Annotated in this window: 22 protein-coding genes; 13 read left to right on the top strand and 9 right to left on the bottom strand. The window is 61.3% G+C overall.

Annotated features, from left to right (window positions below):
* The first annotated feature begins 61 nt into the window (after window positions 1–61).
* The 5 genes from HMPREF3158_RS07690 to ppk2 all read left to right on the top strand — a co-directional run bounded on the left by HMPREF3158_RS07690 (window position 62) and on the right by ppk2 (window position 6,135).
* Window positions 62–2,083: an OPT family oligopeptide transporter gene (locus HMPREF3158_RS07690; RefSeq protein ID WP_082787660.1), complete on the top strand. Its 2,022-nt coding sequence runs from the start codon at window positions 62–64 to the stop codon at window positions 2,081–2,083.
* A 292-nt stretch (window positions 2,084–2,375) separates the two neighbouring features.
* The gene (groL, locus tag HMPREF3158_RS07695) at window positions 2,376–4,022 is read left to right on the top strand and encodes a chaperonin GroEL (RefSeq protein WP_061924773.1); all 1,647 of its coding nucleotides are present in this window, start codon (window positions 2,376–2,378) and stop codon (window positions 4,020–4,022) included.
* Between the two features lie 669 nt (window positions 4,023–4,691).
* Entirely contained in the window at window positions 4,692–4,880 is a 189-nt protein-coding gene (locus HMPREF3158_RS07700) for a hypothetical protein (RefSeq protein WP_061924768.1), read from the top strand.
* A 72-nt stretch (window positions 4,881–4,952) separates the two neighbouring features.
* Window positions 4,953–5,084, top strand: a complete 132-nt coding sequence (locus HMPREF3158_RS13270) for a hypothetical protein (protein ID WP_256366445.1) — start codon at window positions 4,953–4,955, stop codon at window positions 5,082–5,084.
* 151 nt (window positions 5,085–5,235) lie between these two features.
* Window positions 5,236–6,135 carry a polyphosphate kinase 2 gene (gene ppk2, locus HMPREF3158_RS07705; protein WP_062037083.1) on the top strand — a complete coding sequence of 300 codons (900 nt, stop codon included), beginning with the start codon at window positions 5,236–5,238 and terminating at the stop codon, window positions 6,133–6,135.
* Window positions 6,136–6,352: 217 nt separating this feature from the next.
* Here ppk2 and HMPREF3158_RS07710 read toward each other — a convergent pair whose 3' ends face one another.
* The 7 genes from HMPREF3158_RS07710 to HMPREF3158_RS07740 all read right to left on the bottom strand — a co-directional run bounded on the left by HMPREF3158_RS07710 (window position 6,353) and on the right by HMPREF3158_RS07740 (window position 15,118).
* Entirely contained in the window at window positions 6,353–10,303 is a 3,951-nt protein-coding gene (locus HMPREF3158_RS07710; RefSeq protein WP_070497953.1) for a Pls/PosA family non-ribosomal peptide synthetase, read from the bottom strand.
* Window positions 10,304–10,762, bottom strand: a complete 459-nt coding sequence (locus HMPREF3158_RS07715; protein WP_062037089.1) for a MarR family winged helix-turn-helix transcriptional regulator — start codon at window positions 10,760–10,762, stop codon at window positions 10,304–10,306. It lies immediately after the preceding gene.
* A gap of 61 nt (window positions 10,763–10,823) precedes the next feature.
* Entirely contained in the window at window positions 10,824–11,153 is a 330-nt protein-coding gene (locus tag HMPREF3158_RS07720) for a type II toxin-antitoxin system HicB family antitoxin (RefSeq protein WP_062037092.1), read from the bottom strand.
* Window positions 11,154–11,288: 135 nt separating this feature from the next.
* On the bottom strand, window positions 11,289–11,591 hold the full coding sequence (locus tag HMPREF3158_RS07725) for a rhodanese-like domain-containing protein (RefSeq protein WP_070497955.1): 303 nt from the start codon (window positions 11,589–11,591) through the stop codon (window positions 11,289–11,291).
* Between the two features lie 36 nt (window positions 11,592–11,627).
* The gene (locus tag HMPREF3158_RS07730) at window positions 11,628–13,634 is read right to left on the bottom strand and encodes a hypothetical protein (RefSeq protein WP_070497957.1); all 2,007 of its coding nucleotides are present in this window, start codon (window positions 13,632–13,634) and stop codon (window positions 11,628–11,630) included.
* A gap of 132 nt (window positions 13,635–13,766) precedes the next feature.
* Entirely contained in the window at window positions 13,767–14,423 is a 657-nt protein-coding gene (locus HMPREF3158_RS07735) for a LuxR C-terminal-related transcriptional regulator (protein ID WP_062037101.1), read from the bottom strand.
* Window positions 14,420–15,118 carry a sensor histidine kinase gene (locus tag HMPREF3158_RS07740; protein WP_070497959.1) on the bottom strand — a complete coding sequence of 233 codons (699 nt, stop codon included), beginning with the start codon at window positions 15,116–15,118 and terminating at the stop codon, window positions 14,420–14,422. The genes HMPREF3158_RS07735 and HMPREF3158_RS07740 overlap by 4 nt, the downstream gene beginning before the upstream one ends.
* A 110-nt stretch (window positions 15,119–15,228) precedes the next feature.
* Here HMPREF3158_RS07740 and HMPREF3158_RS07745 point away from each other — a divergent pair, with 110 nt between their 5' ends.
* The 3 genes from HMPREF3158_RS07745 to HMPREF3158_RS07755 are packed head-to-tail and all read left to right on the top strand — an operon-like array spanning window position 15,229 to window position 18,240.
* Window positions 15,229–15,915, top strand: coding sequence for an ABC transporter ATP-binding protein (locus HMPREF3158_RS07745; protein WP_062037107.1), 687 nt, complete (start codon window positions 15,229–15,231; stop codon window positions 15,913–15,915).
* A complete protein-coding gene (locus tag HMPREF3158_RS07750; protein ID WP_062037110.1) occupies window positions 15,912–17,312 on the top strand; it encodes an FtsX-like permease family protein in 1,401 nt (466 codons plus the stop codon). Before HMPREF3158_RS07745 ends, HMPREF3158_RS07750 begins: the two co-directional genes overlap by 4 nt.
* A 49-nt stretch (window positions 17,313–17,361) precedes the next feature.
* A complete protein-coding gene (locus HMPREF3158_RS07755; RefSeq protein ID WP_246816197.1) occupies window positions 17,362–18,240 on the top strand; it encodes a S41 family peptidase in 879 nt (292 codons plus the stop codon).
* A 15-nt stretch (window positions 18,241–18,255) separates the two neighbouring features.
* On the opposite strand, the gene HMPREF3158_RS07760 is transcribed toward HMPREF3158_RS07755, so the two are convergent.
* Window positions 18,256–19,089 (bottom strand): endonuclease domain-containing protein, encoded by an 834-nt coding sequence (locus tag HMPREF3158_RS07760; protein WP_070455266.1) that lies wholly within the window; start codon window positions 19,087–19,089, stop codon window positions 18,256–18,258.
* Between the two features lie 194 nt (window positions 19,090–19,283).
* Complete coding sequence (locus tag HMPREF3158_RS07765) at window positions 19,284–19,757, bottom strand: inorganic diphosphatase (RefSeq protein WP_062037114.1); 474 nt, start codon at window positions 19,755–19,757, stop codon at window positions 19,284–19,286.
* 116 nt (window positions 19,758–19,873) lie between these two features.
* Here HMPREF3158_RS07765 and dacB point away from each other — a divergent pair, with 116 nt between their 5' ends.
* The 5 genes from dacB to folE are packed head-to-tail and all read left to right on the top strand — an operon-like array spanning window position 19,874 to window position 25,694.
* The gene (gene dacB / locus HMPREF3158_RS07770) at window positions 19,874–21,148 is read left to right on the top strand and encodes a D-alanyl-D-alanine carboxypeptidase/D-alanyl-D-alanine endopeptidase (RefSeq protein ID WP_070497965.1); all 1,275 of its coding nucleotides are present in this window, start codon (window positions 19,874–19,876) and stop codon (window positions 21,146–21,148) included.
* Complete coding sequence (gene tilS, locus HMPREF3158_RS07775) at window positions 21,138–22,145, top strand: tRNA lysidine(34) synthetase TilS (RefSeq protein ID WP_062037121.1); 1,008 nt, start codon at window positions 21,138–21,140, stop codon at window positions 22,143–22,145. Before dacB ends, tilS begins: the two co-directional genes overlap by 11 nt.
* 12 nt (window positions 22,146–22,157) lie before the next feature.
* On the top strand, window positions 22,158–22,745 hold the full coding sequence (gene hpt, locus HMPREF3158_RS07780; RefSeq protein ID WP_061924728.1) for a hypoxanthine phosphoribosyltransferase: 588 nt from the start codon (window positions 22,158–22,160) through the stop codon (window positions 22,743–22,745).
* Between the two features lie 26 nt (window positions 22,746–22,771).
* Window positions 22,772–25,114 carry an ATP-dependent zinc metalloprotease FtsH gene (ftsH, locus tag HMPREF3158_RS07785; protein WP_070497967.1) on the top strand — a complete coding sequence of 781 codons (2,343 nt, stop codon included), beginning with the start codon at window positions 22,772–22,774 and terminating at the stop codon, window positions 25,112–25,114.
* Window positions 25,104–25,694 carry a GTP cyclohydrolase I FolE gene (gene folE, locus HMPREF3158_RS07790; protein ID WP_070497969.1) on the top strand — a complete coding sequence of 197 codons (591 nt, stop codon included), beginning with the start codon at window positions 25,104–25,106 and terminating at the stop codon, window positions 25,692–25,694. Before ftsH ends, folE begins: the two co-directional genes overlap by 11 nt.
* Window positions 25,695–25,696 lie beyond the last annotated feature (2 nt).

Consider the following 25,696-nt stretch of genomic DNA (forward strand, 5'->3'; position numbering starts at 1 on the left):
TTAATTCCCATAATTAGATACTCATACCTTCACATCGGTTTCTCGTTAGAAAGGTCTCGGCATGGCACATGACGCCGTCCAGGCTTCCCCCGCATCTTCGTCCCACTTACCAGGGGCAACCGGCAATGATGCAAGTTCTTTGCACGAGCTGACGCTGCGCGGCATCCTAATCGGTGGACTCATCACGTTGGTCTTTACCGCAGCCAACGTCTATCTCGGCCTCAAGGTCGGCCTGACCTTCGCCACCTCGATTCCGGCAGCCGTTATTTCTATGGCTGTGCTGCGTCGCTTTGCCGGGCACAATGTCAAAGAAAACAACATTGTGCAGACCATCGCTTCTGCGGCCGGCACTCTTTCTGCCATCATCTTCGTCCTGCCGGGCCTGGTCATGGTGGGCTACTGGAAGGGATTTAGCTTCTGGGAGACCGCAGCTGTCTGCGCCATCGGTGGCGTGCTCGGCGTGATGTACTCGATCCCGCTGCGCCGCGCGCTGATTACCGGCTCTGACCTGCCCTACCCGGAGGGCGTTGCCGCCGCTGAGGTTCTCAAGGTAGGCGATAGTAACGGTGCGTCGGAAGCCGCTGCGGAAGAAAACGCCCAGGGCTTGCGCGTCATCTTGGTTGGCGGCGTTATCTCCGCGGTGATGGCGCTGTTGGCTGCGATGAAGGCAGCAGCCTCCTCAGTCTCGACCTACTTCAGGCTGGGTTCTGGTGCCACCACCTTGGGTACCTCGCTGTCGCTGGCACTCATCGGTGTGGGCCACCTCGTTGGCCCGGCCGTCGGCTTTGCCATGCTCATCGGCGTCACCATTTCCTACTTCTTCCTGCTGCCGATGCACACTGCGGGCGATGCCTCTGGCCTGGACGCCACTGCGCTGGCTGATACCGTCGATTCCGTTTTCTCCGGCGAGATCCGCTTCATCGGTGTCGGTGCCATGGCCATCGCCGCGATCTGGACGCTGATCAAGATCACCGGCCCGATCATCAAGGGCATTTCTGAGTCTCTGGCTTCCTCCCGCGAGCGCAGGGAAGGTCACACCGTCGATGTCTCCGAGCGCGACATCCCGTTCCCGTACGTGCTTGGCACCATCGTCATCTTGATGGTTCCGATTGCGCTACTACTGTGGGACTTCGTACGCGGCACGGATATCCACGAGCACATGGTCGTGCTGATTACAGTCTCGGTGCTGTTTACCTTGCTGGTTGGCCTCATCGTCGCTTCCGTGTGCGGCTACATGGCCGGCCTGATTGGTGCGTCTAACTCGCCGATTTCTTCCGTTGGCATCATCGCCGTGCTGGCTACCTCACTGCTGATTGCCGCGGTAACTCGCGGCAGCAGCGCGGACCCGCTTTCGCTGGTGGCTTATACTCTCTTCACCGCGGCCATCGTCTTCGGCATCGCCACGATTTCGAATGACAACCTGCAGGACCTGAAGACCGGTCAGCTCGTTGGCGCGACGCCGTGGAAGCAGCAGGTTGCGCTGATTATTGGCGTCCTCTTCGGCTCCGTTGTCATTCCACCGATTCTGCAGATCATGCTCAACGGCTTCGGCTTCCAAGGCATGGAAGGCGCGGGCGAGGACGCTCTCGCTGCTCCGCAAGCTGCGCTGATGTCTTCGGTGGCATCGGGCATCTTCGATAACTCCCTAGACTGGAACCTCATCTTCACCGGTGCCGTCATCGGCGCGGTTCTCATTGTTATTGATGAAGTTCTGCGTAAGACCACCAAGAAGTTCTCCCTTTCCCCACTGGCCGTGGGTATGGGCATGTATCTTCCGGCCGCGCTGACCATCATCATCCCGATTGGCGCAATCCTGGGTTACTTCTACGACAAGTGGGCGGCAAGGCAGGCTAATCCGGACTTCTCCAAGCGTATGGGTACCTTGCTGGCAACCGGCCTCATCGTTGGTGAGTCGCTGTTCGGCGTGGTCAATGCCGCCATCATCGCGGCAGCCGGCGGCGAGTCCCCGCTGGAGATCTTCGAAGGTGGCACCTCCGCCAACGTCTTCGGCCTCATCCTGTTCATCACAGTACTGGGCTTTATGTACCGTTGGACCGCCAAGAAGGTGAAGAAGGCCGAGTAGAACCGCGAAAATGCGAAGAACCCAGTAGGCTCCGCAAACTCCGCAACTTAATTTCTGACACGAACACCCTCCGGAACGCTCACAGCGAACGTACTGGAGGGTGTTCGTGTCTTTCCTTGCACTCGTAGTAGTCGAGTGCCAGAATGGTCGCTAGCACTCCCACCGGGTAAGTGCCAGAAAATCTCATCTATGTGGTTGAGGCTGGTTAACACTCACCAGCCGTGCCGTCGCGGGCGTCCGTATAGATACAGACGTGAGTGTCGTCCTAAACAAATCAAGGAGCACAAACACAATGGCAAAGCTTATTGCTTTCGATGAAGAGGCACGTCGCGGCCTTGAGCGTGGTCTGAACACGCTGGCCGACGCAGTAAAGGTCACCCTCGGCCCGAAGGGCCGTAACGTCGTCCTGGAGAAGTCCTGGGGCGCTCCGACCATCACCAACGATGGCGTCTCCATCGCTCGCGAGATCGAGCTGGAAGATCCTTATGAGAAGATCGGCGCTGAGCTGGTTAAGGAAGTAGCAAAGAAGACTGACGATGTTGCCGGTGACGGCACCACCACCGCTACTGTTCTGGCACAGGCGCTCGTACGCGAGGGTCTGCGCAACGTTGCAGCAGGCTCCAACCCGATGGGCATCAAGCGCGGCATCGAGACCGCTACCAAGGCAGTCGTTGACTCCCTGCTTTCTTCCGCTAAGGAGATTGAGACCCAGGAAGAGATCGCTACCACCGCTGGTATCTCCGCCGCTGACCCGGCAATCGGCGCCAAGATCGCTGAGGCTATGTACACCGTGGGTAACGGCTCCGTGAACAAGGACTCCGTTATCACCGTTGAAGAGTCCAACACCTTCGGCGTGGACCTCGAGGTAACCGAGGGCATGCGCTTCGACAAGGGCTACATCTCCGGCTACTTTGCAACCGACATGGAGCGTCAGGAGGCAGTCCTCGAGGATCCGTACATCCTGCTGGTTTCTTCCAAGATCTCTAACATCAAGGACCTCGTTCCGCTGCTGGAGAAGGTCATGCAGACCGGCAAGCCGCTGCTGATCATCGCCGAGGACGTTGAGGGTGAAGCACTGTCCACCCTCGTCGTGAACAAGATCCGTGGCACCTTCAAGTCCGTTGCTGTTAAGGCTCCGGGCTTCGGCGACCGCCGCAAGGCTACCCTGCAGGATATGGCCATCCTGACCGGCGGCCAGGTCATCTCCGAAGAGGTTGGCCTTTCCCTCGAGACCGCGGAGATTGAGTACCTCGGCCAGGCACGCAAGGTTGTTGTCACCAAGGATGACACCACCATCGTCCAGGGTGCTGGCAACCAGGAGCAGATCGACGGCCGCATCAAGCAGATCCGCGCTGAGATTGAGAACTCCGATTCTGATTACGACCGTGAGAAGCTGCAGGAGCGCCTGGCCAAGCTGGCTGGCGGCGTTGCTGTCCTGAAGGTCGGCGCTGCAACTGAGGTGGAGCTCAAGGAGCGCAAGCACCGCATTGAGGACGCAGTCCGTAACGCAAAGGCTGCCGTTGAAGAGGGCATCGTTGCCGGCGGTGGCGTAGCCCTCCTGCAGGCTGCTTCCGCTTTGGATGCGCTGAATGACCTGACCGGTGACGAAGCAACCGGCGTCAAGATCGTTCGTGAGGCACTGTCTGCACCGCTGAAGCAGATTGCTCACAACGCTGGCCTGGAGCCGGGCGTTGTTGCTGACAAGGTTGCATCCCTGCCAGCAGGCGAGGGCCTGAACGCAGCTACCGGCGAGTACGTTGACCTGATGTCCGCTGGCATCAATGACCCGGTCAAGGTCACCCGCTCCGCACTGCAGAACGCTGCTTCCATCGCAGCGCTCTTCCTGACCACTGAGGCTGTCGTTGCTGACAAGCCGCAGCCTGCTGGTGCAGGCGCTGGCATGCCTGACGCTGACGCTATGGGCGGCATGGGCTTCTAATAGCGCCAAACCTCGAAAGGCGTCCATGTAGCTCCGTGCGAGCTAGATGTTGTCGATTTAAGGCGCCCTACGTGAGATAAAGAACGTCTCTCGTAGGGCGCTTTCGCGTGTCGCTACACGGAAAGATGAAAAGTGTGATTCCAAACCTCAACTTTCACACTAGACAACAATTTTCACAGCTAGCGGCCCATTTTTGAGGCTGAATGGCGGTTGATTGGTTGCGCCTTCGCCTCTATTTGACTGCCTGGAACTCCGGGCGAAAGCGAAAACGGCCAATCTGGGGTCTTTGGTGCACCCCCGCATTGGGGCAATTTTGGAACCGATTTTCCGCTGAATTTCTGAATTTTGGACCGTGTTCATCGGAGCGTTCCTGATGTTTGTTACGCACGTTTGCCAAAGAATTTGATCAATTCTGTCCAGCGTCAGAAAACCCGCTGGTAATAGGCATATCGATTAACTTTTGGGCAAGAAATGACTTAGAGTATGCTGTGTATAAAGTGACGGTTGGGAACTGTGGGGAGCTTTCCCGAGATTTAAAAACTCGAGAGTTTCGGATTGATCTTTGAGCGCTGTGTGACAAAATAGTTACTTGTGACGCCCACAGAGGGTGTCTGCAAATCCGCAATACCCTCGGGTGTAAATACCCGAAACCTATCCAAGGAGTTCATTATGGACCTCTCCATGATTCAGACCCACCTCGACAACTTCGTTGACACCTGGGAAGGCTGGGGCAAGATCCTGGGCAACGTTGGTTCCTTCTTCCAGAACACCATCAAAGTCTTCGACTTCCTGTCCTCCGAGCCTGAGGCATCTGACTTCTTCCCAGGCACCTCTTCCCTGATTGCTGAGAACAAGTAATTCATTTACTTCTCATCGGGGCCTTTTAGGTTCTGATCTTCAATCTTCAAATACTAGTCCTAAGGAGATAAAATGGACGGCTTCATTAACTTCGCAATCGGTTCTTCCGAGTTCGCAAACGACCTGAACATCTACGCAACCCTGATCGATCCGCTCGTTCAGATTGCTAAGGGCGCTTCCCAGCTGATCGGCATGTTCGTCTAAGAACATCCATCGCGTAAGCGATTCTAAGAGCCTCACCTTTTGGTGGGGCTCTTTTGCTATGTCTGGGTGGGGGAGGGCTTAGGGGTAAATCGGTGGAGTTGCGGTGTAATTTAACGCGCCGAATAGTTGGGTGACCGGTAAACTTTTGAGTATGGCTGACATTAAAGACGACGAACTTCCCGAGATCGACCTTGCTAAGACCGACGGCTACGTCGTCGATGATTCTGATGAGGATGACCCGGCGCTGATCATGCCGGATGGTTCCCCCATCGATACCTGGCGAGAGAACTACCCTTACGAAGAGCGCATGTCGCGTGATGAGTATGAGGCCACCAAGCGCGCGCTGCAGATTGAGCTTCTAAAGTGGCAGAACTGGACCAAAGAAACCGGCCAGCGCCACATTATCCTTTTTGAAGGTCGAGATGCAGCCGGCAAGGGTGGCACCATCAAGCGCTTCAACGAGCACCTGAACCCGCGTGGTGCGCGCACCGTCGCACTGGAAAAGCCCTCCCCGCGTGAGTCCACCTCCTGGTACTTCCAGCGCTACATTCAGCACTTCCCAGCAGGCGGCGAAATCGTATTCTTCGACCGCTCCTGGTACAACCGCTCCGGCGTCGAGCGCGTCATGGGCTTTTGCACCGAGTCCCAGCACGCGGAGTTCCTGCGCGAGGTGCCAATGCTCGAGAATATGATTCTTGGTTCCGGTATCTCCCTAACCAAGCTGTGGTTCTCCGTTACTCGTAAGGAGCAGCGCACCCGCTTCGCTATTCGTCAGATTGACCCAGTGCGTCAGTGGAAGCTTTCCCCGATGGACCTGGCTTCCCTCGACAAGTGGGACGACTACACCAGCGCGAAAGAGGAGCAGTTCCGCTACACGGATACTGAAGAGTCGCCGTGGATCACCATCAAGTCCAACGACAAGAAGCGCGCCCGCATCAACGCTATGCGCTACGTGCTCTCCAAGTTTGAGTACACCAACAAGGACCATGAACTGGTCGGCGAGCCGGATCCGCTCATCGTTATGCGCGGCCGTGACCAGATTGGTGACTAGCGTTAGTTTCGCCGTGGGGATCTAAGCGGCTGAGAACGTCGAAAGGCTGGATGCACGATGCAATCCAGCCTTTTGCTTTGCGTCCTATCGCCCTAAGTGCCAAATCGTGGGCCCACGATGGCTAAATCTTCCCACGATTTGGCATCTAGGCAGGCACGCCGGCGAGAAAATGCCGCTGCAGCCAATTCCTCAGAGGAAAATCGGCGGCAGGCCGGGCTTAGTCCCACGGTTCAATTGGATTGCCCTGCCATACGGAGTTGGCGGGCACGCGGTCGCCGCGCATGACGAGCGAGCCGGGGCCGACGGTGCCGGCGTCGCCAAGCAGCGATGCTGGCAGTGCAACCGAGTGGGCAGCAAGGGTCGCACCGTCTTCGATGGTGACGGTATCCAAGCTCATCACGCGGTCCTGGAAGAGGTGGGTCTGCACCACGGTGCCGGGGCCCACGGAAGCGCCCTTGCCCACGTAACAGAGGTCCGTCTCCGGGAACCAGTAGGAATCGATCCAGGCGCCCGCGCCGATTTTTACGCCCAGCGCGCGCAGGCCGAGGTTGATCTCCCCAGTGCCCAGCGTGTGCTGGAAGAACCACGGCGCGGCGACGGCCTCAACGAAGGTGTCCTGCAGCTCGTTGAGCCACACGAACGCGGACCACAGTGGGTGGTCGGCCGCGCGGTGCTTGCCCACGCAGATCCACTTCACGGCCACGGTGATGGCCATGCTGACCGCGCCAATTGCCATAAGCAGCAGTCCAGAGACAGCCCAGGCAAGGCCCACACCGTAGTTATCCACGAGCACGTACATGGTGGCTAACGTTGCTGCCAGCAGCATCGCCGAGGTCATCGGCGCGAGCAGGCGCATGGTCTCAACGAGACCGCGGGCCGCCTTCACTCCGAAGCCAGGGTTATAGGTCAGGGACTCGCCCTGCACGCCCTCAACGCTGGCCTCCACGCGGCGCATGCGCTCCGGCGGCGAACCCCACCAGTTCGAGCCCGACTTGGACTTCTTCGGCGTCGAGGAGAGCACCGCAACCAGCGAGTTCTTACCCAGCTTGCGGCCCGGGCCCGTGATGCCGGAGTTGCCCACGAAGGAGCGCTTGCCCACCTTGGTCTCGCCCGTGAGCATCCAGCCGCCGCCCAGCTCGTAGCCGCCGATCATCGTGTCGTCGGCTAGGAAGGCGCCGTCCTTGATGTCCGTCAGCTTCGGAATCATCACTGCTGTGGAAATCTCCACGTCTTTGCCGATCTTCGCGCCCAGCGAGCGCAGCCACGTCGGGGTTAGCTGCGAGGCGTAGAGCGGGAAGAGCGTCGTGCGGGCTTCGTCCATGAGACGCTCAACGGACCACAGGCGCCAGCCGGCAGCAGACCGTACCGGAGCCACGCCAGGCTTGAGGCCGATGGACAGAATCCGCACGCCCAGCCAGGTCTGCGCCATGAAGCAGGCGAATGCCGCCAGTGCGCCTAGCGGCGCGAAGAAGATCGAGCCGATGAAGTCGTTGCCCGCGGTCATGCTAAGGCCTGCGACAACGACGGCCGCGCCCACAGCGAGAGCTACCACCGGCTGGATGGCCAGCAGGATCGACGTTGCGCCGTAGAACGCAACCCACCACGGGCGGCGCTTCGGCGGCTCGGCGGGGAAGCGGTGCTTGGAGCGGCCTACCTTCTTGGCAGGCGAACCGGACCAGCGCTGACCGTCCTTGATCTTCTTTCGAGCCGTGACCGTGGAGCCGGCCTCCACGTGGGCGTACTTGCCCACATTGGTGCCAGGCAGCAGGGTAGATCGCGCGCCAACGCGCGCGCCTTCGCCAACGTTGATGGCGCCAACGTGCAGTACGTCGCCGTCGAGCCAGTAGCCAGAAAGATCCACTTCCGGCTCGATAGCCGCGTGGTCACCCAACTTGAGTAGGCCCGTCACCGGAGGTAGAGAGTGCAGGTCCACGCCGCGGCCAATCTTTACGCCGAGTAGGCGCGCGTAGTTGTTCACCCACGTTGCGCCCGCAATCGAGCGTGAGCCCGAGGCATCAGCCCAGCGCTCCGCGGCCCAAATACGCAGGTGCGCCGAGCCTCCGCGCGGGTAGTCGCCCGGCTTGATTCCCGCAGTGATAAGGCGCGCGCCGATGCCGCCTATCGGGATGCGGCCAATCGGAGTCGCAAAGAGCACCACCATGACGGCAACCAGCCACCACGGGGTAGTCAGCGCCCAATCCACACCGAGCGCGTGCGCCACATTCGAGCCAAGTAGCAGCCAGGTCAGCCACGAAGTCGCAGCCAAGGTCATCACTGGAATCTGGATGAGCGTCTGCGCCACGCGCGTGCCCATGCCAACCTTGTGCACCGTGCGTTTGGGCGCAGCCGAAGGCCGCTCCTCGACACCGCCGATGTGCTCGGCCAACGAGCCCAGGCGCGGGTGGTCGTAGAGGTCACGCACCGCCACGGTGGGGTAGCGCTCACGGATGCGGCCTACCAACGTCGCCGCGGCCAGCGAGGTGCCGCCCAGGGAGAAGAAGTCCGCGTTCTCATCCGAGACAGAAACGCCCAGCGTCTCCACCCACAGCTGTGCCAGCCACTGCTCGGTCTGGGTAAGGCCCGCGGCCTCCACACCAACGCCTGGAAGTGGCCACGGCAGGGCCTTCTTATCCACCTTGCCCGAGGTGCGCACCGGCAGCTCTTCCATCACGCAGATGCGCGGGACGAGTGCAGCCGGCATGGTCTCGGCCAGACGCTCGTGCGCGGCTTTTTCGTCAAAGCCCTTCGCCTCATCCTCCAAGGAAACGTAGCCCACCAGCACGGACTCGCCGCCCGGCGTCTTCTGCACTGCCACCGCGGAGTTATAGACGTTCGGCAGGGCCGCCACGTTGGCTTCAACCTCGCCGAGCTCGATGCGCCGGCCGCCAATCTTGACCTGGTCATCGATACGACCTACGAAGTACAGGCCGTCTTCCTCCAGACGGACGTGGTCGCCCGTGCGGTACGCGCGCTCCCACGCCATCGAGTCCAGCGGCGCGTACTTTTCCGCATCCTTTGCCGGATCCAGGTAGCGCGCCAAGCCGACGCCGCCGATAACCAGCTCGCCGACCTCGCCCACGCTCACCGGGGAGCCTTGCTTATCCACGACCACCAAGTCCCAGCCGTTCAAAGGCAAGCCGATGGAAACCGGCTGACCCGGCACCATGCGCTGGGCACAAGCGACGACCGTCGCCTCCGTCGGGCCGTACGTATTCCACATCTCACGCTCGTCTGTTGCCAGGCGGTCTACCAGCTCCTGCGAGCAGGCCTCGCCGCCGACGATGAGCAGGCGGATATTGTCCAGCGCCTCCGCCGGCCACAGGCCCGCCAAGGTCGGCACCGTGGAAACAACCGTGATGTCGCGGCGGATGAGCCACGGGCCTAGGTCCATGCCGGAGCGCACCAAAGAGCGCGGCGCCGGCACCAGGCAGGCACCGTGGCCCCAGGCCAGCCACATCTCCTCACAAGAAGCGTCGAATGCCACCGACAGCCCGGCTAGCACACGGTCGTCGGGGCCGAGCGGGCCTTGTGGGTGATCGACCAAAAACAGCGCCGCCTCGGCATCCACGAAAGCAGCCGCGGAGCGGTGGGTGACGGCCACGCCCTTCGGCTTGCCCGTGGAACCGGAGGTAAAGATGATCCACGCGGTATCATCCGGCGTCGGTGCACCCTGGTGGGCGTCCTTTCCTACGCGCTCAGCTGAACGCAGCGAGCGGAAACCCTCATCCGTAAACAGGCCATCGATGTCGGCCTCGCCAAAGACCATCTCGGCGCGCTCGTCGGGATCGTCTGCGTCGACCGGCACATAGGCCGCGCCCGCAGCCAAGGTAGCCAGAATCGCGAGATAGAGCTCTCGCTTGCCGGAGGTCATGCGGATGCCGATGCGGTCGCCGCGGCAGACGCCGTTGGCCTGCAGCTCGGCGGCCCATGCCTGGACATCGGTGATGAGCTCTGAGTAGGTGAGCACCTCGCCGTCGTCAAGCGCGGCGGCGTCCGGGTTTAGCTCTGCAGTGGTTTGCACGATGTCCCACAGTGTGCGCTCGCGCGGCGCGCGATCCCGCAACAGGTATTGCTCCGGAACATGCACGAAGCCCGCGCCGGGCTGCCGGGAATCTAAAAGGTCTTCGGGCAGCGCGTGGCGCCCGGTACTAGCGTCCTCTTCCGCCATTTAAGCATCACCCTCGCTTGAAGACATGATGGCGCGGGCCAGCTTGCGCAGGTGCTTGAGCTGCTTGGAGGTGGACTCGTCGAGGGCTTCGTCCTCGGCTGCGGCGACGAGCTCCGCGAGCTCCTTGTGGGCCTTCACGCCTTTCTTGGTGGAAGCCACGATCTGACGGCGGCGATCCTTCGGGTCGCGCTCGCGCTTGGCCCAGTTGCGCTCCTCCAGGGAATCGATGAGGCGCACCATGTCGGAGGCGTCGATCGCGAGGGTCTCGGAGAGCGCGGACTGGGAAGCAACGTCACCATCGACGAGGCAGGTAAGTACCCAGTACTCGCGGATGGTGGTCTGCCGGGTGCTGAGCGCTTGCTCGACGCCGTCGCGGGTGCGGCGGCGGAGGCGCTCCAGCTGGAAGGAAGGAGACTCTAGGAGCGCGGTAGGGATGGAAATAGAATTCAATGAAGGCATGCCGATGATTCTAACGCGCCTACGGCGGAACACCTAAATTATGGGTTATGGCCCATTATTTTTACGCCGAGGCTAGCTTCTGAACAATGAGGGTGTTAAGGGATACGCCCTCTCGCTCCGCTTCAATGGTGAGGCTCCGGTGGAGCGATTGAGGGATGCGAAGGTTGAACTTTCCGGAAAAGCTGCGTTGGCCAAAAGGTTCTGGGGCTTGCTCATTGTTGCGTTGCATATCTTCTAGAGTTTCTTCGACGATGCTGCGCAGCTCGGACTCAGCGGTAGCTGCAGTGGAGTCGAGCCATGACAAGGAGGGGAACTCTAGGACTGTGGCAACGAATTCTCCATCCTCTTCGGACCACGCGGTTTGGTAGGTGTATTTGTCTGCGAGGTTCATGGTCTGCTCCTAGAAATAGAAGTCGCACTCAAGTTGCAGCTCAGAGAAGCGAACATTATTCCGAGAAGTCCGCATCTTGATGAGGATCTTTTCTATCTTTGAAACCACACTTTAGTGGTACCGTAAATGGTACCACTACTGTGTGGGGTAAACCATGGGACAACCTTGGGCCTTCCAACCATCCGTTCCGCCCTCGACGTTGATGACGTCCCAGCCCTTGGTGTGCTCCAAGTACTGGCATACCTGCATGCTGCGCCCGCCAAGGTGGCAGATGACGTAGACATCGCGGTCCGAGTCAATCTCGTCGAGGCGCTCGACAAGTTCGCCCATCGGAATGTGCGTGGCGCCTTGAGCATGCTCGGTGTTCCACTCGTGGTCCTCGCGGACGTCGATAAGCTGGGCGTTCTCAGGTACTTCCTGTGGCGTTACGTTTCTCATGCCCCATACCCTAGTCACGCGGAGGGCCTAGTGTTGCTACTCCACTCGTCGCGTCCATGGAAGAGCTTCAAACTCTGCGCGGTCTCCGTTCACAAACCGCTCAAGGAGGGACAAGGCTTCGTCGATGTCCTCAAGGAGCATCTGGAAGCTTTCCTCCTCACCGTTGTTGTGGCCCCATTCGACGAGGTAGCGCGCTGCTCCTGTTTCTGAGGGTTCCACGCGGTCGACCTGGCAGTAATCGCCCGGAACTATTCGGTCAAAGGCCGCTACCCACGCTCCCACTTCGGGGAAGCCGTCCTGGCGAACTGCTTCGAGAAGGTCATCGTTGAAAAGACATGCGGCCGAGCCGAAGACCGTGGCATTGACCATGAAGCGCTCTTCCTCAGGGATATCTGAGGACGACTTCTGATCTTGCCAATTCACTTTGTCCACCAATTGCGCTGGGGAGTAGGTGAATTCAACCATCACATCCAGAGCAAGGGGCAGTGGGGTAGAAGGGATTTCGTGTAGTTTCCCGTCGGGGGTGACAAGGTCAAGCGAAACGTTGTCGCCCGTGTAGGTGGTTGCCAAGGTATAACGCTCCTGGAAGTCCACCTGACTCCCGGATCGAACCTCAAGCTTCCATCCTGTGAAGAAGCGAAGCCCAGCTTCGAGTACGGAGGAGGATGTAGCCACCTCCCAAGTGTTCACATACAACTTATCCGCGAGTAGCTTCAACTGGCAGCTCTCAGCCCCTGGAAGCGGTTTGCCCGACGGGTTATACAGCGCCAGGGAATCATCGACAACAAGCGAAATGCCATAGTCCTGTGCCAGATGAGTTAGTCTCTCGATCGTGACCGTCCTGACGTCAGCAGGGATGAGCAGCCGAGTAAGTGCTTGGGCCTCTACCTGTTCCTCAGCGAGGAGGATTTCGCTTCCGAGCTTTGTGTTAATCCTCTCAATGTATTTCTGCATCCGAGGGCTGGGCTCGCCATTATGGTCAGCGCGGATGCGGTGCATCATGCATACTGATGCTTCAGTCCACTGTTCCTCGCGCTCTGGTAGCTCCATTGCTGTGACCGTGGTGTACGGCGCGGGATCCGAAGATGAAGAGTCCGGGAAGACCGTGGAAATCATCTCGCCGTTGCCGTCTAAATAGTGCTCCGCCACTGCGATGACTTCGTCTGCAATATCGAAGGTCTGCACATTGTCGGTGCCGAGGTTATCGTAAACCTTTGCGGTCCACTGTCCCTGTGCATTGCGGCCGTAGGCCAGGGAAAATGTTGGCCATTTGTGCAGGTGGACCATCACGCCTTCGGGGAGCTCCTTCACCGCGTCCAGCCGGCGCCAGGGTGTTTCGTGGCGGACTGAAGGATCCAGGATAGGTTTTGATGCGCGCTGAGAAAGCGGCTCCCATGCGAATTCTTCGATCAACGGGTTGCGATCACTGAAGGAAAGCAGAATTTCTCGTGCTTCTTCGTAAGTATCGACAGTGAGTGTGCGGAATACCGGTTCAGTGGCCTCTGGAGGGAGGCTGGACCATATCAGTTCGAACTGGCCGCTTGCGCGCACGTGCATGGACATTTCGAGGCCGTAGCTTCGTTCTTCCGAGCCATAGTTGATTACCTGAATCCACGTCTGTTCGGACACCGGCAGGCGGAGTGCGTCTTCAAAGGCGCGATCAAGCATAGGTCTGCTGACCTGTCGCCACATAGTTCCCATGCAGTTCCTGATGGAGGAAAGGCCATTGCTGCTCGTGGGGATTCCAGTCGCATTAAAGAGGATGTCTGTGGTTCCAATGAAGACCACCAAGCCGTGGTAATACGCCAACAAAGCTAGCTTTTCTTGGAGCTCTAAATTGCTGGAATCCATCGTGACCGTGACGGCCGAATGCGCGGGCACATCCTGACCGAAGAGCTTGGAGAGTGCCGCCGATGCCTCTTCCATTTCTGGATCCGGCTTACGAAAGGAATCCAGCCCTTCCGTCTGTATTAACTCCAGAAAATAGTCATGGTCGGCAATCAATGCTTTCGTAAAGCGCACGATGTTGAGCTGCACGTCCATTAAGCGGGGTCCTTCCGGGGTGAGTTGGGCAAGGGCACGAACAAGCTTATGCGTCTTGAGTCACAGTTTTCTTGGGATCCTCTGGACGGTCTCTGTCAGGGCGCTCTTGTCGACGGTGGGCGGGCGCGGGCTTTAGCGGTGCGCTGAGAGGTACTCCAAGATTGCCTTGACGCGGCGGTTGTCTTCGCTGGGATCTAAACGCAGCTTGGTGAAGATATTGGAGACGTGCTTGGCCACCGCGGCGGAAGAAAGGACGAGCTCGGCGGCGATGTCCTTGTTGGACTTGCCGCGGGACATGAGTTCGAGCACCTCGCGCTCGCGCGGGGTGAGCTCACCCAAGCCGCTGCGCCCGGAGCTCATTAAAGCCTGAGCTACGGTGGGGTCGATGACGGTGCCGCCCTGGGCCACCACGTCCAGGCTGGAGAGGAAGTCCCGCACTTCGGAGACGCGGTCTTTCAGAAGGTAGCCGGTGCCGGCATCGGGGGAGTCGAAGAGCTCCACCGCGTATGCGGGGGCCACATATTGGGAGAGCACCATGACGGGCAGGCCCGGGTATGCGTTTCTTAAGTTCACGGCGGCTTTCAAGCCGTCGTCGCCCATGCCCGGCGGCATGCGCACGTCCGTGATGACGATGTCCGGAAGCTCATCGCGCAGCTTGTCCACCACCGCCTCAAGCGCCGGGGCGGAGTCCGCCTGGCCCACAATTAAATGCCCGCGGCGCTCCAACAGGCCGGCGAGGCCCTCGCGCAGAATGGCGGAGTCATCCGCCACGACGATTCTCAAACTCATTGGTGAACTCCTGACTGTCCGCGATCGAGAAGAAGGGGAATCGAGCACGCCAGCCTCGTCGGCCCGCCCGGGGGAGAGCTCAGCGTCATCTCTCCGCCGAAAGCGGCGAGGCGCTCGGCCATTCCCGCCAGGCCGTGCCCGGGGACGACCTGTGCGCCGCCGTGGCCCTCATCCACCACGGTGATGCGCAGCGAATCGTCCGAGGTCACCAGCACCGAGACTGGCGCGCCCGGCGCATGCTTGGCCGCATTCGTCAAAGCTTCCGTGCCGAAGAAATAGCCGCAGGCCAGCACGGAGGCGGAGAGCTCAGGCAGAGGATGCGGGGCGAAGACGCTGACGTGGGGGCCGTGGGAGGAGGCGGCGTCGGCAAGCGCGGCGACCAGGCCGTGATCCTGCAGCACCTGTGGGTGAATACCGTGCACCGTGGCGCGCAGAGAACTCAGGCCGCGGTCCACGTCCTGCTTAGCAGCGGTGAGGAGCTCGGTGAGGTCAGCGGGGGCGTCGAGAAGAGCCTCGCCCAATTTCATGCTCGCGGCCACGAGGTATTGCTGCGCGCCGTCGTGCAGGTCGCGCTCGATGCGGGCGCGCTCGACCTCGTAAGCGTCCGCGATGGCGCGGCGCGAGGCCGTGAGCTGCGCAATCTGCTGCGCCTGCTGCTGCTCGTGCGTGGTGGGTTGGGGCTTTTTACGGAACACGGTTCACAGCATAACGGGCGCCCCGAACTGCAGGGGTAGTGCTGGCACTACCTTAAAGAGCAACGCTAGGGCTGTTCTTTCCGCGGGCCCGGCACGGTGGAATGAGAGACATGGCAAAGACACTTTCCCTGACAGACATCACCAAGGATTTCGGCGGCGGCCCGGTGCTCGCTGGAATCTCCCTCGACATTGAACCGGGCGAGCTCGTGGCCGTCATGGGGCCGTCCGGCTCCGGCAAATCCACGCTGCTGCACTGCATGTCCGGCGTGCTGACGCCTACGCACGGCAGCGTGCGCTACGGCGACGAGGAGCTCTCCGCGCTTGGCGACGGCCCCCGCTCCCGCACCCGCCTGCGCAACTTCGGCTTCGTCTTCCAAGACGGCCAGCTGCTGCCGGAGCTGAGCAACGTGGACAACGTGGCGCTGCCCGCCATGCTCAACGGAGTATCGCGTGGGGCTGCCCGCAAGCGCGCGATGGAGCTTCTTGGTCAGCTTGGCCTTGGCGGTTTGGCGGATCGTCGCCCGGCGCAGGTCTCCGGTGGCCAGGCGCAGCGCGTGACCATCGCGCGTGCACTGGTGGCAAATCCGGGCATCGTCTTCGCCGACGAGCCCACCGGTGCGCTGGACCAGTCCACCGGCCACGAGGTGATGCAGATGCTCACGACCATCGTGCGCCAGTCGGGTGCCAGCCTGGTCATGGTCACGCATGACCCGAAGGTGGCCGATTGGATGCAGCGCCGCGTGGAGATTCGCGATGGCATCATTCACGACGACCGCCGCCTTGGGGTGATTCGATGAACACCGCGACCCTAGTTATGGACCTGCAGCGCGAATCTATTCGCGCGCGCTCAGGCACGGGAATCGTCTCGATGCTGGCGATTGTGAGCTTGACCATTGGCTCCGCCATCGCCTTCCTCGTTGCGGGTGGTACCTGGATGTTCTGGCAGCGCGCCCAGCACGTCGAGGATGCCGCCCCGGCACTCAAGGAGGCCTTCGGCAACGATATTACGGCCTGTTTTTATATCTGGTTCGCCCTAGCCCTTTTTGCCTGCGCGTTCATTCTTCCGGCGCTGTTTAACCTCACAGCCCAAGCAGCCGTCCTCGGTGCGTCCGGCAGGGAGCAGCGCCTGGCCACCCTGCGCCTGTTGGGGCTGAGCTCCCGGCAGGTGGAGCGCATGGCCATTGTGGAGACCGGCCTCCAGGCGGTGATCGGCATCGTGCTCGGTGGGCTGATCAGCCTGCTCGTCGCGCCGGTCTTCACCCAGCTGGATTTCCAGATGCGCCCCATCGCTCTGTCCGAGCTTCTCCTCCCGTGGTGGGGCTACCTCGCCGTGGCGGGTGTGCTTTTCCTGCTGGCCATCGGCGCCGCATTCGTCGGCATGCAGCGCGTGCGTGTGAGCCCGCTGGGCGTGGCCAAGCGTCAGATGCCCGCGGCTTACCGCTGGTGGCGCGCCATCGTCTTCCTCATCATCGTGGCGGCCGGTGGGGTTTTCCTCTTCGGCAAGGCGGGCCCGCCGACCGCCATGGTCATCGTGGTCATGTTCGGCATGCTGATGAGCATCAACCTCATCGCTCCCTTCATCCTGCAGCTCGGCGCGCACATCTTGTCCCTCTTCCCAGGCACCGCGCACTTCGTGGCCTGCCAGCGCGTGGCGGGCAATGCGCGCCCCGCCTGGCGGCGGAGTGCTGCCATCGGCTTCTTCGGTTACTTGGCGGGATTCCTCGTTGCCGCGCCCCTGGGCGCAGACGCTTTGGCCCTATCTCTGAAGGAAGACCCGGGGACGAACGTGGTGTTCAAGGACATCTCCACCGGTGTCTTGTTAACCCTCATCTTCGGCTTCACGCTGACCACCATGTCCATCATCCTGGGACAGGTCTCCGGCATTTTTGAGGACAAGGAGCTCATCCGCTCCCTGGATCTCATGGGCGTGCCGCGCGGCTTCCAGTTCCGCTCCGGTGCCTGGACCGTCATGGGCCCGGTCGTGGGCTTGAGCTTCTTCGGCTTCCTCTTCGGCGGTGGCATCGCCTCGCTGATGTTCTTCTCCGGCCTCGATTCAAGCGACGTCGACGTGAGCGCTCGCCTGCTTATGGCCTTCGGCTTCCTGGCGGTGGGCTGGGTGGTCACGCTTCTTGCCATTGTCCTTGTTGAACCGTTGCGCGGCTACGTGCTGCGCACAGGAGGTCGAAAAGAATGAAAACTGTACTGAAAATTTTGGCGGACTCTTAGTCGTTGCCTTTATCGCGGTGCTCGCCGCCGTGTACTTCCTCGGCCCCTCCTATGGCGGGGCGCTCCTGGGCAAGCCCTATATTCTTTTCAACACCAGCGAAAAACGTATCAACACCGCGATGGTGGATACCGCAGCGTATACCGGAATCTATGGCGAGAGCGAAGAATTTCAGCGCGCCCGCGAGGCCTTCAAAGAGGACCCGACCAACGCGGAGCTCCTCGTTGCCGCCATCGATGCCGCCGGCGGCAAGCACTCCAAGGTCTTTAACACCGAGAAGGAAAAGGCCATCGACAACGCCGAGCCCTCGGTTTCCTTCGAGGACGGCATCCTGCGCGCCACCGTCCCGTCTATCGGCCGCCACGATGATGGCCAGGCCTATGCCGATACCTTGGCTCAAGGCCTGACTGCCCACCCGGAGGCCTGTGCCGCCGTGGTGGATCTGCGTGGCAACGACGGCGGCGATATGGGCCCGATGTACGCGGGCTTAAGCCCCCTGCTGCCGGATGGCACCGCGCTCTCCTTCGTCAGCCGCATGGGCACATCTGACGTGGTCATCGACGGCAATTCCGTCACCGGCGGCGGCACGCCCACCACCACGTCGGGCGGCAAACTTGAGGTTCCCGTCGCCGTGATTACCGACGACGAAACCGCCTCCTCCGCCGAAGCCACCCTCCTGGCCTTCCGCGGGCTGGACAACGTGCGCACCTTCGGCGAGCCGACCGCCGGCTACGCCTCCGCGAACGTGGTTCTGGATTACCCGGACGGCCGCTCGCTCATGCTCACCACGGCCAAAGACAAGGCGCGCACCGGCGAGGAATTCGCCGAGGACCCCATCGCCCCCGATGCCCCGGAATCCGAGCTCGATTCTTGGCTCGCTTCCCGCTGTGGCTCCTAAGCACGTTGCGGCTTCCTAGCCGCAACGCTCGCCTTCCCACCGCCAGTAGTGGTGCCACTTCCACGGCGGAGGAACGAACTCGCCCCGCCGTTTGATGACCGCGAGGACCTGGTGCACAGCGACGTCAAGGTGGTGCTCAATCGTGGCGGCGGTGAAGTGGAGGGGCAGGTAGCCGCGCTGAATGGCGTCGTTAAGCTTCTGGCGGTCGATTTCGAAGCGCTGCCGGTTCTCGCCTTTGTGATACGCATAGCCGTCCACCTCGATGGCAACCTTGTGTTCCTCTAGCACCAAGTCCCAGCGGTAGGGCCCAACCCGCACGTTGTTGCGGACTTTGACGTGGGGTTCAAGGCCCCGGGTGAGGTCGCGCTCCGGCTTGCTATCCGCCCCGACGATGGCCTTCTCCAACACCTCACGCGTGTGCTTGGGCAGGCGGCGAAAGTCCAGCTGCTCGGTCTCGATGCGCGAGCGCCCGTGTGGCCCAGCGAAGAAGGCCTCGATGAAGGCCACGCCATCCTCCTGCGCCATGGCCTCAATGCATTGCAGTGGGCTGCACACGTTTACCCCGTTCATACTGCCCAGCGCCTTGGGCCGTGCCCGCCGGCTGCGGAAATACGTGCTTGATGCCATCGTTCCTGCACGCAGGAAGTGAAGCGGAAAAGTCAGTTCTTGGCCAAGATACTGCTGAGCGGCGGAATAGCCGTCTAAAGCTGAGTCCGGCCAGCGCCGCGAGACGACTTCAGCGAGCTCGCGCGGCGTTGGCACCGCAGATAAATACAGACCGCGGCAAATCTTGATTGCCTGCCCCTTAGCAGCGCGGCGAGTCCCCGCGCGTCCCTCGAAAATTTCCATGTGCCCCGACGAGTACGTTTCTAACAAATAAGCCCCCAGAAACCGCTGTTTTCGGCCCCCTATTTGATCGAATCGTACGTCACGAACGAGGAGTTGTCGCGGTGACAAAGAAAAAGGACGTTTCGATCAACTAAGGCCTCTCAAACCCTCGGATTTTGAGCCCTATTTGATCGAAACGTCCCTAGAAACGTGAATTACTTGAAGCGAGCGATAGCCTCTTCGAGGATCTTCTCCGCCTCAGCCTTGTCGCCCCAGCCAGAGCCGGTAACTTCCTTGTTCGGCTCCAAGTCCTTGTAGTGGACGAAGAAGTGCTCGATCTCGTCCTTGATGGAATCCTCAACATCGTTGATGTCCTGGTAGCGCTCCCAGCGAGGATCATCGATGACGCAAAGCAGCTTGTCGTCGCCGCCGGCCTCGTCGGTCATCTTGAAGACGCCGAGGACGCGAGCCTCAACAACAACGCCCGGGAAAACTGGCTCCGGCAGGATAACGAGAGCGTCGAGCGGGTCACCGTCCTCACCCAGGGTGTGGTCGATGAAACCGTAATCAGCCGGGTATGCCATTGGGGTGAACAGGTAGCGGTCGAGGTGAACCTTGCCGGTCTCGTGGTCAACCTCGTACTTGTTGCGGGAGCCCTTTGGGATCTCGATGGTTACTTCAACGCTCACTGCGTATTCCTCCATACAAATTGTGGGTACTGGGGGATTGCGGCCGAGAATATTCGGCATCATCAATCGCTGCCAATAGTCTACCGTGCCCCATTATCGCGCTAGGGTGAAAGGCGATGAAAGCGAAGCATATGTGGTGGACGGGCACGGCCGTGGTGATGGCCGCTGCCATTGCAGGCACGGCTGCACTCGGGGTAAACATCCAGAGCGCCTACAACAATTTGGACCACGGGACCCCGTATTCTCAGCCCACGCCGGCGACACCTTTGCAGGTTGCCCAGCCCGGTGAGGTGGATTTAGAAGCGCTGAAGGCCCGCCTTGATTCCCAGGCTAAGGACCCCGCGTTGGCGACGTTCGGCGCGCAGGTCATCGACACCACCAGCGATGAGGTGGTGTGGGAGCGCGACGCCCAGCGCCCGCTGACGCCGGCATCTTCCACCAAGGTGTTAACCCTTGCCGCAGCCACGTTGGCACTCGGCGAGGACGAACGGATCACCACGCAGGTCCTGCAGGGCGAGGAGGAAGGCACGGTTGTGCTGCGCGCGGCTGGCGACGTCTGGATGACCTCCGCACAGCTCGATGACCTTGCCGCCCAGGTGGGAAACGCTAAGCGCGTGGTGCTGGATACTTCCGCATGGGCAGGCCCGCAACAGGCGCCGGGTTGGGACCCCGAGAATGTCGACGAGGGCTTCGTGGCGCCTATGCAGCCCGCGATGCTTTACGGCGGCCGCGTCGGCGCCACGACTGGCGACGTCCCACGTAGCCACACCCCGGCCACGGATCTTGCGCATGCACTGGCAAAACGCTTAGGCACCGACAAAGTCGAGGAAGGCGATGCCCCGCAGGCCGGCGTCGTGCTCGGTGAGGTGCACTCCGCGCCGCTGGCCGAACGCGCGCAGGAAGCCGCGAAGCATTCCGACAACGTCATGACCGAGGCCATTGCCCGCGAGCTGGCCACGGCCCGTGGAAAGGAAGCTAGCTTCCAAGGCGCTACCGAGGCCACCCGCGAGGTGCTCGAAGAAAACGACATCGACTTAAACGGCGTGAATATTAAGGACAACTCCGGGCTGTCCACCGAGAACCGCATCCCGGCGGCAGTGCTGACGCGCATCGTGGACATCGCCGCGACGAACGACGCCCTGCGCCCCCTGCTGGGTTATCTTCCGCTGGCCGGCGGCGAGGGAACCTTGTACGAGCGCTACGGCGATTCGCCTGCCCGCGGCTATGTTCGCGCCAAGACTGGCACGCTGACCGGCGTCTCTGCGCTGGCTGGTACCGCACAGGGCCAGTCCGGCCGCGTCTATGCCTTCGCCTTTTTGGTCAACGACGGTGACATCTTGGCCGCCCGCAAGGCCCAAGACGCGCTGGCCAGCGTGCTACATGAGTTCTAAATACGCGGCAAAGCCCTTCTGGCCGCGAGTTTCGCCAAACTTTCTGGCCTGCCGCCGCGCGGTGGTGGAGTGGGCGCAGGAGGCAAAGCCACAAGAGAGCATAGCCGTGGGGCTCTCTGGCGGCGCCGATTCTTTGGCACTGACCGCGGCCTTGGTGGCCGAGGGCTTCGAGGTACAAGCCCTGTGCGTCGATCATGGCCTGCAGCCGGGTTCTGCCGAGCAAGCCGGGAAGGCCGCCGGCCAAGCAGAAAGCTTGGGCGCGCGGGCAGAAGTACTGAAGGTGGAGGTTGCAGATCGAGGCTCCCTGGAGGCCGCCGCGAGACTAGCGCGCTACCAGGCTTTCGCCGGTGCGACGCGGCTGCCCGTGGCCGTGGCGCATACCGCTGACGACCAAGCCGAGACCCTGCTGCTTGGCGCGCTGCGCGGCAAGGTCGCCGGCATGCTGCCTGCCGCCGAGATTGAGGGCGTGCGCGTGGTGCGCCCCCTGCTGCAGGTCCGCCGCGCGCAGACGCTTGCCGCCTGCGAAGAGCTGGGTCTTGCGGTTTGGCATGACCCGCAAAACCGCGATACCTCCTTCCGCCGCGTGGCGCTGCGCCGCGAGATCATCCCGCAGCTTTCCCAGCTGATCGGGGGAGACGCCGTGCCCGCACTCGCCCAGGCGGCGGGGGATGCCGCGCTTGACGACGCCGCGTTAAGTAACGCGGCGTTGAGTAAGGCGGCGTTAAGCAACGCGGCACCGGGAAGCGAAGGCCTCGACGCTGCGGAGTTGGCAGCTCTTAGCGAACCGGTGCGACGGCGTATCCTGGCTGCGTGGCTGCATGAGCAGGGGGCGGAAGTAACCCGTGAGGTGCTGCGCGGCGTCGGCAAGCTGTGCACCAACTGGCACGGACAGGGAGGCGTGGCCGTGGCGCCGAGCCTGAAAGAGCAAAAAATCATGGGGCAGAGGTTGGAAGTAAGAAGGGTTGGTGGCAAACTGGCACTATTGCCCGGTCACTAAAGGAGCGCAAGCGTGCACGACAAAAAAGATTTCAACGTCCCAGCAAATGCTTACGGCAAAGACGTCGAAGCCGTCCTCATTGGCGAGGAAGAGCTGCAAGCACGAATCCAGGAAATGGCGGATAACGTAGCCGCTAAATATAAGGACGCAGAGGAAGAACTCATCCTCGTTTGCGTGCTCAAGGGAGCCGTTTTCTTCATGACGGACTTCGCGCGCAAGCTGTCTATTCCTTCCCAGATGGAGTTCATGGCGGTTTCTTCCTACGGCAACGCCACCTCCTCTTCCGGCGTGGTCCGCATCTTGAAGGACCTTGACCGCGACATCGAAGGCCGCGACGTTCTCATCGTTGAGGACATCATCGACTCTGGCCTCACCCTGTCCTGGCTGATCCGCAACCTCAAGGGCCGCAACCCGCGCTCCCTCGAGGTGGTCACCTTGCTGCGTAAGCCGGAGGTCATTCGTGCCGAGATCGATCTGTTCGATGTTGGATTCGATATTCCGAACGAGTTCGTCATCGGCTACGGTCTCGACTACGCGGAGCGTTACCGCGACCTGCCTTACGTCGGCACCTTGCATCCAGACGTCTACACCAACAAATAGGGATTACTAGGTACAAATAGGTACTAATGAAAAACAAGAAACTCCTTCGCTACGGCGGAATCGCAGCGCTTGTACTCGTAGCGCTTTATGCATTCACCTTCTTTACCAACGATGCACGCAACTACGTCCAGGTGGAGACATCCGTAGCGGTCAAGCAGCTGACGGACAAAAACGTCGCTGAGGCGCAAATCGACGACCGCGAACAGCAGCTGCGCCTCAAGCTCAAAAAGCCAGTGACGGTGGAAGAGCGCGAGGGCGTCGAAGAAATCATCGCCAAGTACCCGGCCCGCGCCGGCGAACAGATCTTTAACTCTGTTAAGGACTCCGGCGCGGAGAAGTACCAGACCAAGGTCACCCAGGAATCTTTCCTGGGCTCGATGGTCAGCTTCCTGTTGCCGATGATCATCCTGTTCGCGTTCCTGTTCTGGTTCATGTCCCGCATGCAGCAAAACGGCGGCGGGATGTTCGGTATCGGCGGCTCCAAGGCCAAGGAGCTGACCAAGGACATGCCCACCAACACGTTCGAGGACGTGGCTGGTGCCGATGAAGCAGTGGACGAGCTGCAGGAAATCAAGGATTTCTTGGACGAGCCCGAGCGCTACCATGCCCTCGGCGCGAAGATTCCGCGCGGCGTGTTGCTCTACGGCCCTCCCGGCACAGGTAAGACGCTGCTGGCCCGCGCCGTTGCGGGCGAGGCGGGAGTTCCTTTCTTCTCCATCTCCGGCTCGGACTTCGTGGAGATGTTCGTCGGCGTGGGTGCTTCCCGCGTGCGCGACCTGTTTAAGCAGGCGAAGGAAAACAGCCCGTGCATCATCTTCGTCGACGAGATTGACGCCGTGGGCCGCCAGCGTGGCTCCGGCACCGGCGGCGGACATGACGAGCGCGAGCAGACCCTGAACCAGCTGCTGGTGGAAATGGACGGCTTCGGCGACCGCGAGGGCGTCATCCTCATCGCGGCCACCAACCGCCCAGACATCCTGGACCCGGCGCTGCTGCGCCCGGGCCGCTTCGACCGCCAGATTCCGGTTACTAACCCAGACCTGGCTGGCCGCGAGGAGATTCTGCGCGTCCACGCTAAGGACAAGCCTTTGGCCAAGGAAGTCGACGTCGCCCAGCTGGCCAAGCGCACCGCCGGTATGTCCGGCGCGGACCTGGCTAACGTCCTGAACGAGGCTGCACTTTTGACCGCCCGCATTGGCGGCAATGTGATTACTTATGACGCTCTCGAGGAGGCCACCGACCGCGTCGTCGGCGGTCCGCGCCGCCAAGGCAAGATCATCTCCGAGCACGAGAAGAAGGTCACCGCGTACCACGAGGGCGGCCACACCTTGGCCGCTTGGGCGCTCAAGGACATTGAGCGCGTTTACAAGGTCACCATCTTGGCCCGTGGCCGCACCGGTGGCCACGCGATGACCTCGCAGGAAGACGACAAGGGCATGTACACCCGCGACGAGCTCTTCTCCCGCTTGGTCTTTGCCATGGGCGGCCGTGCTGCCGAGGAGCTCGTGTTCGGCGCGCCGACAACCGGCGCCTCCTCTGATATTGAAAACGCCACCAAGATCGCTCGTTCCATGCTGACCGAGTACGGCTTCTCCCCGGACCTTGGCACCGTGAAATACGGCAAGGAGCAGGGCGACCCATTCGGCTACGGCATGGGCGGCGGTTCCATCGAGTACTCCGAAGACGTGGCTACCCGCATCGACGAGCAGATGCGCTACTTGTTGGATCGCGCGCATCAGCAGGCCTACGACATCTTGGCGGAGCACCGCGACTACCTGGATAAGCTCGCGGAGATGCTGCTGGACAAGGAGACCCTCCGTCGCCCCGACCTGGAGGGCATCTTTGAGGGCATCGAGCCACGCGCGGCTTTCGACGTCTTCCCGAACGAGGACGATCGCTTCCCGCGCCAGGCTGGCCGCGAGCCAGTCAAGACTCCGGCCGAGTTGGCCAAGGAACGCGGCGAGGAGCTGCCACCGCGCATGACTTTGGTTGAGGCTTCCCGTGCGGCACGCGAGCGTCGCCTAGCAGGCCAGGACCCACAGCCCACCGGCGAGATTGGCTTCAACTTTGGCCAGCACGCGGGCGACAAGGTCGATAGCGAGAAAAACACTTTCTTCGCACCAGAAGAAAAACAAGCCGAAAAGCCGGCACAGCCTGCTCCGGCTCCCGAAACTCCCGCTGGCCAGGCCCCGAGCGACCGCCCGACCACCGAAATTCCCCGCGTCGGCAGCCGCCACGCCAAGCCGCAGCCTGACCGCGACCAGTGGTCCAGCTTCGGCGAGAACCAGCGTGCCAATAACCCGTACAACTCTCCTCGCTCTGGCAACCAGGGCCAGGCCAGCCCCTACAAGGATTCAGATGAGCAATAACATCCCCGCCAAGGGCGAATTTGATCAGGCCCGCGCGGAGGCAGCGATCCGCGAGTTGCTCATCGCAGTAGGGGAGGACCCCGACCGCGAGGGCCTGCAGGAGACGCCAGCCCGCGTCGCGCGCGCTTACAAGGAAGTCTTCGCCGGCCTGCACGCGGACCCAACCGAAGTCCTGCACAAGACCTTCGCTGAGGAGCACCAAGAACTGGTCTTGGTGCGCGATATCCCGATTTACTCCACCTGCGAGCACCACCTGGTGCCTTTCTACGGCGTGGCGCACATCGGCTACATCCCGGGCCCAGACGGCCAGGTCACCGGCCTGTCCAAGCTAGCCCGCCTGGCCGATATGTACGCCAAGCGTCCGCAAGTTCAGGAGCGTCTGACCTCCCAGATTGCCGATGCCCTGGTGGAGGTCCTCCACGCGCAATCTGTCATCGTGGTCATCGAATGCGAGCACCTGTGCATGGCCATGCGCGGCATCCGCAAGCCTGGCGCTACCACCACGACCTCGGCCGTCCGCGGCGGTTTCAAGTCCAATGCCGCTTCCCGCGCTGAGGTAATGAGCCTTATTAGGAGCTAGAA

This window comes from Corynebacterium sp. HMSC06G04, assembly GCF_001807365.1.
Lineage (GTDB): Bacteria > Actinomycetota > Actinomycetes > Mycobacteriales > Mycobacteriaceae > Corynebacterium > Corynebacterium simulans.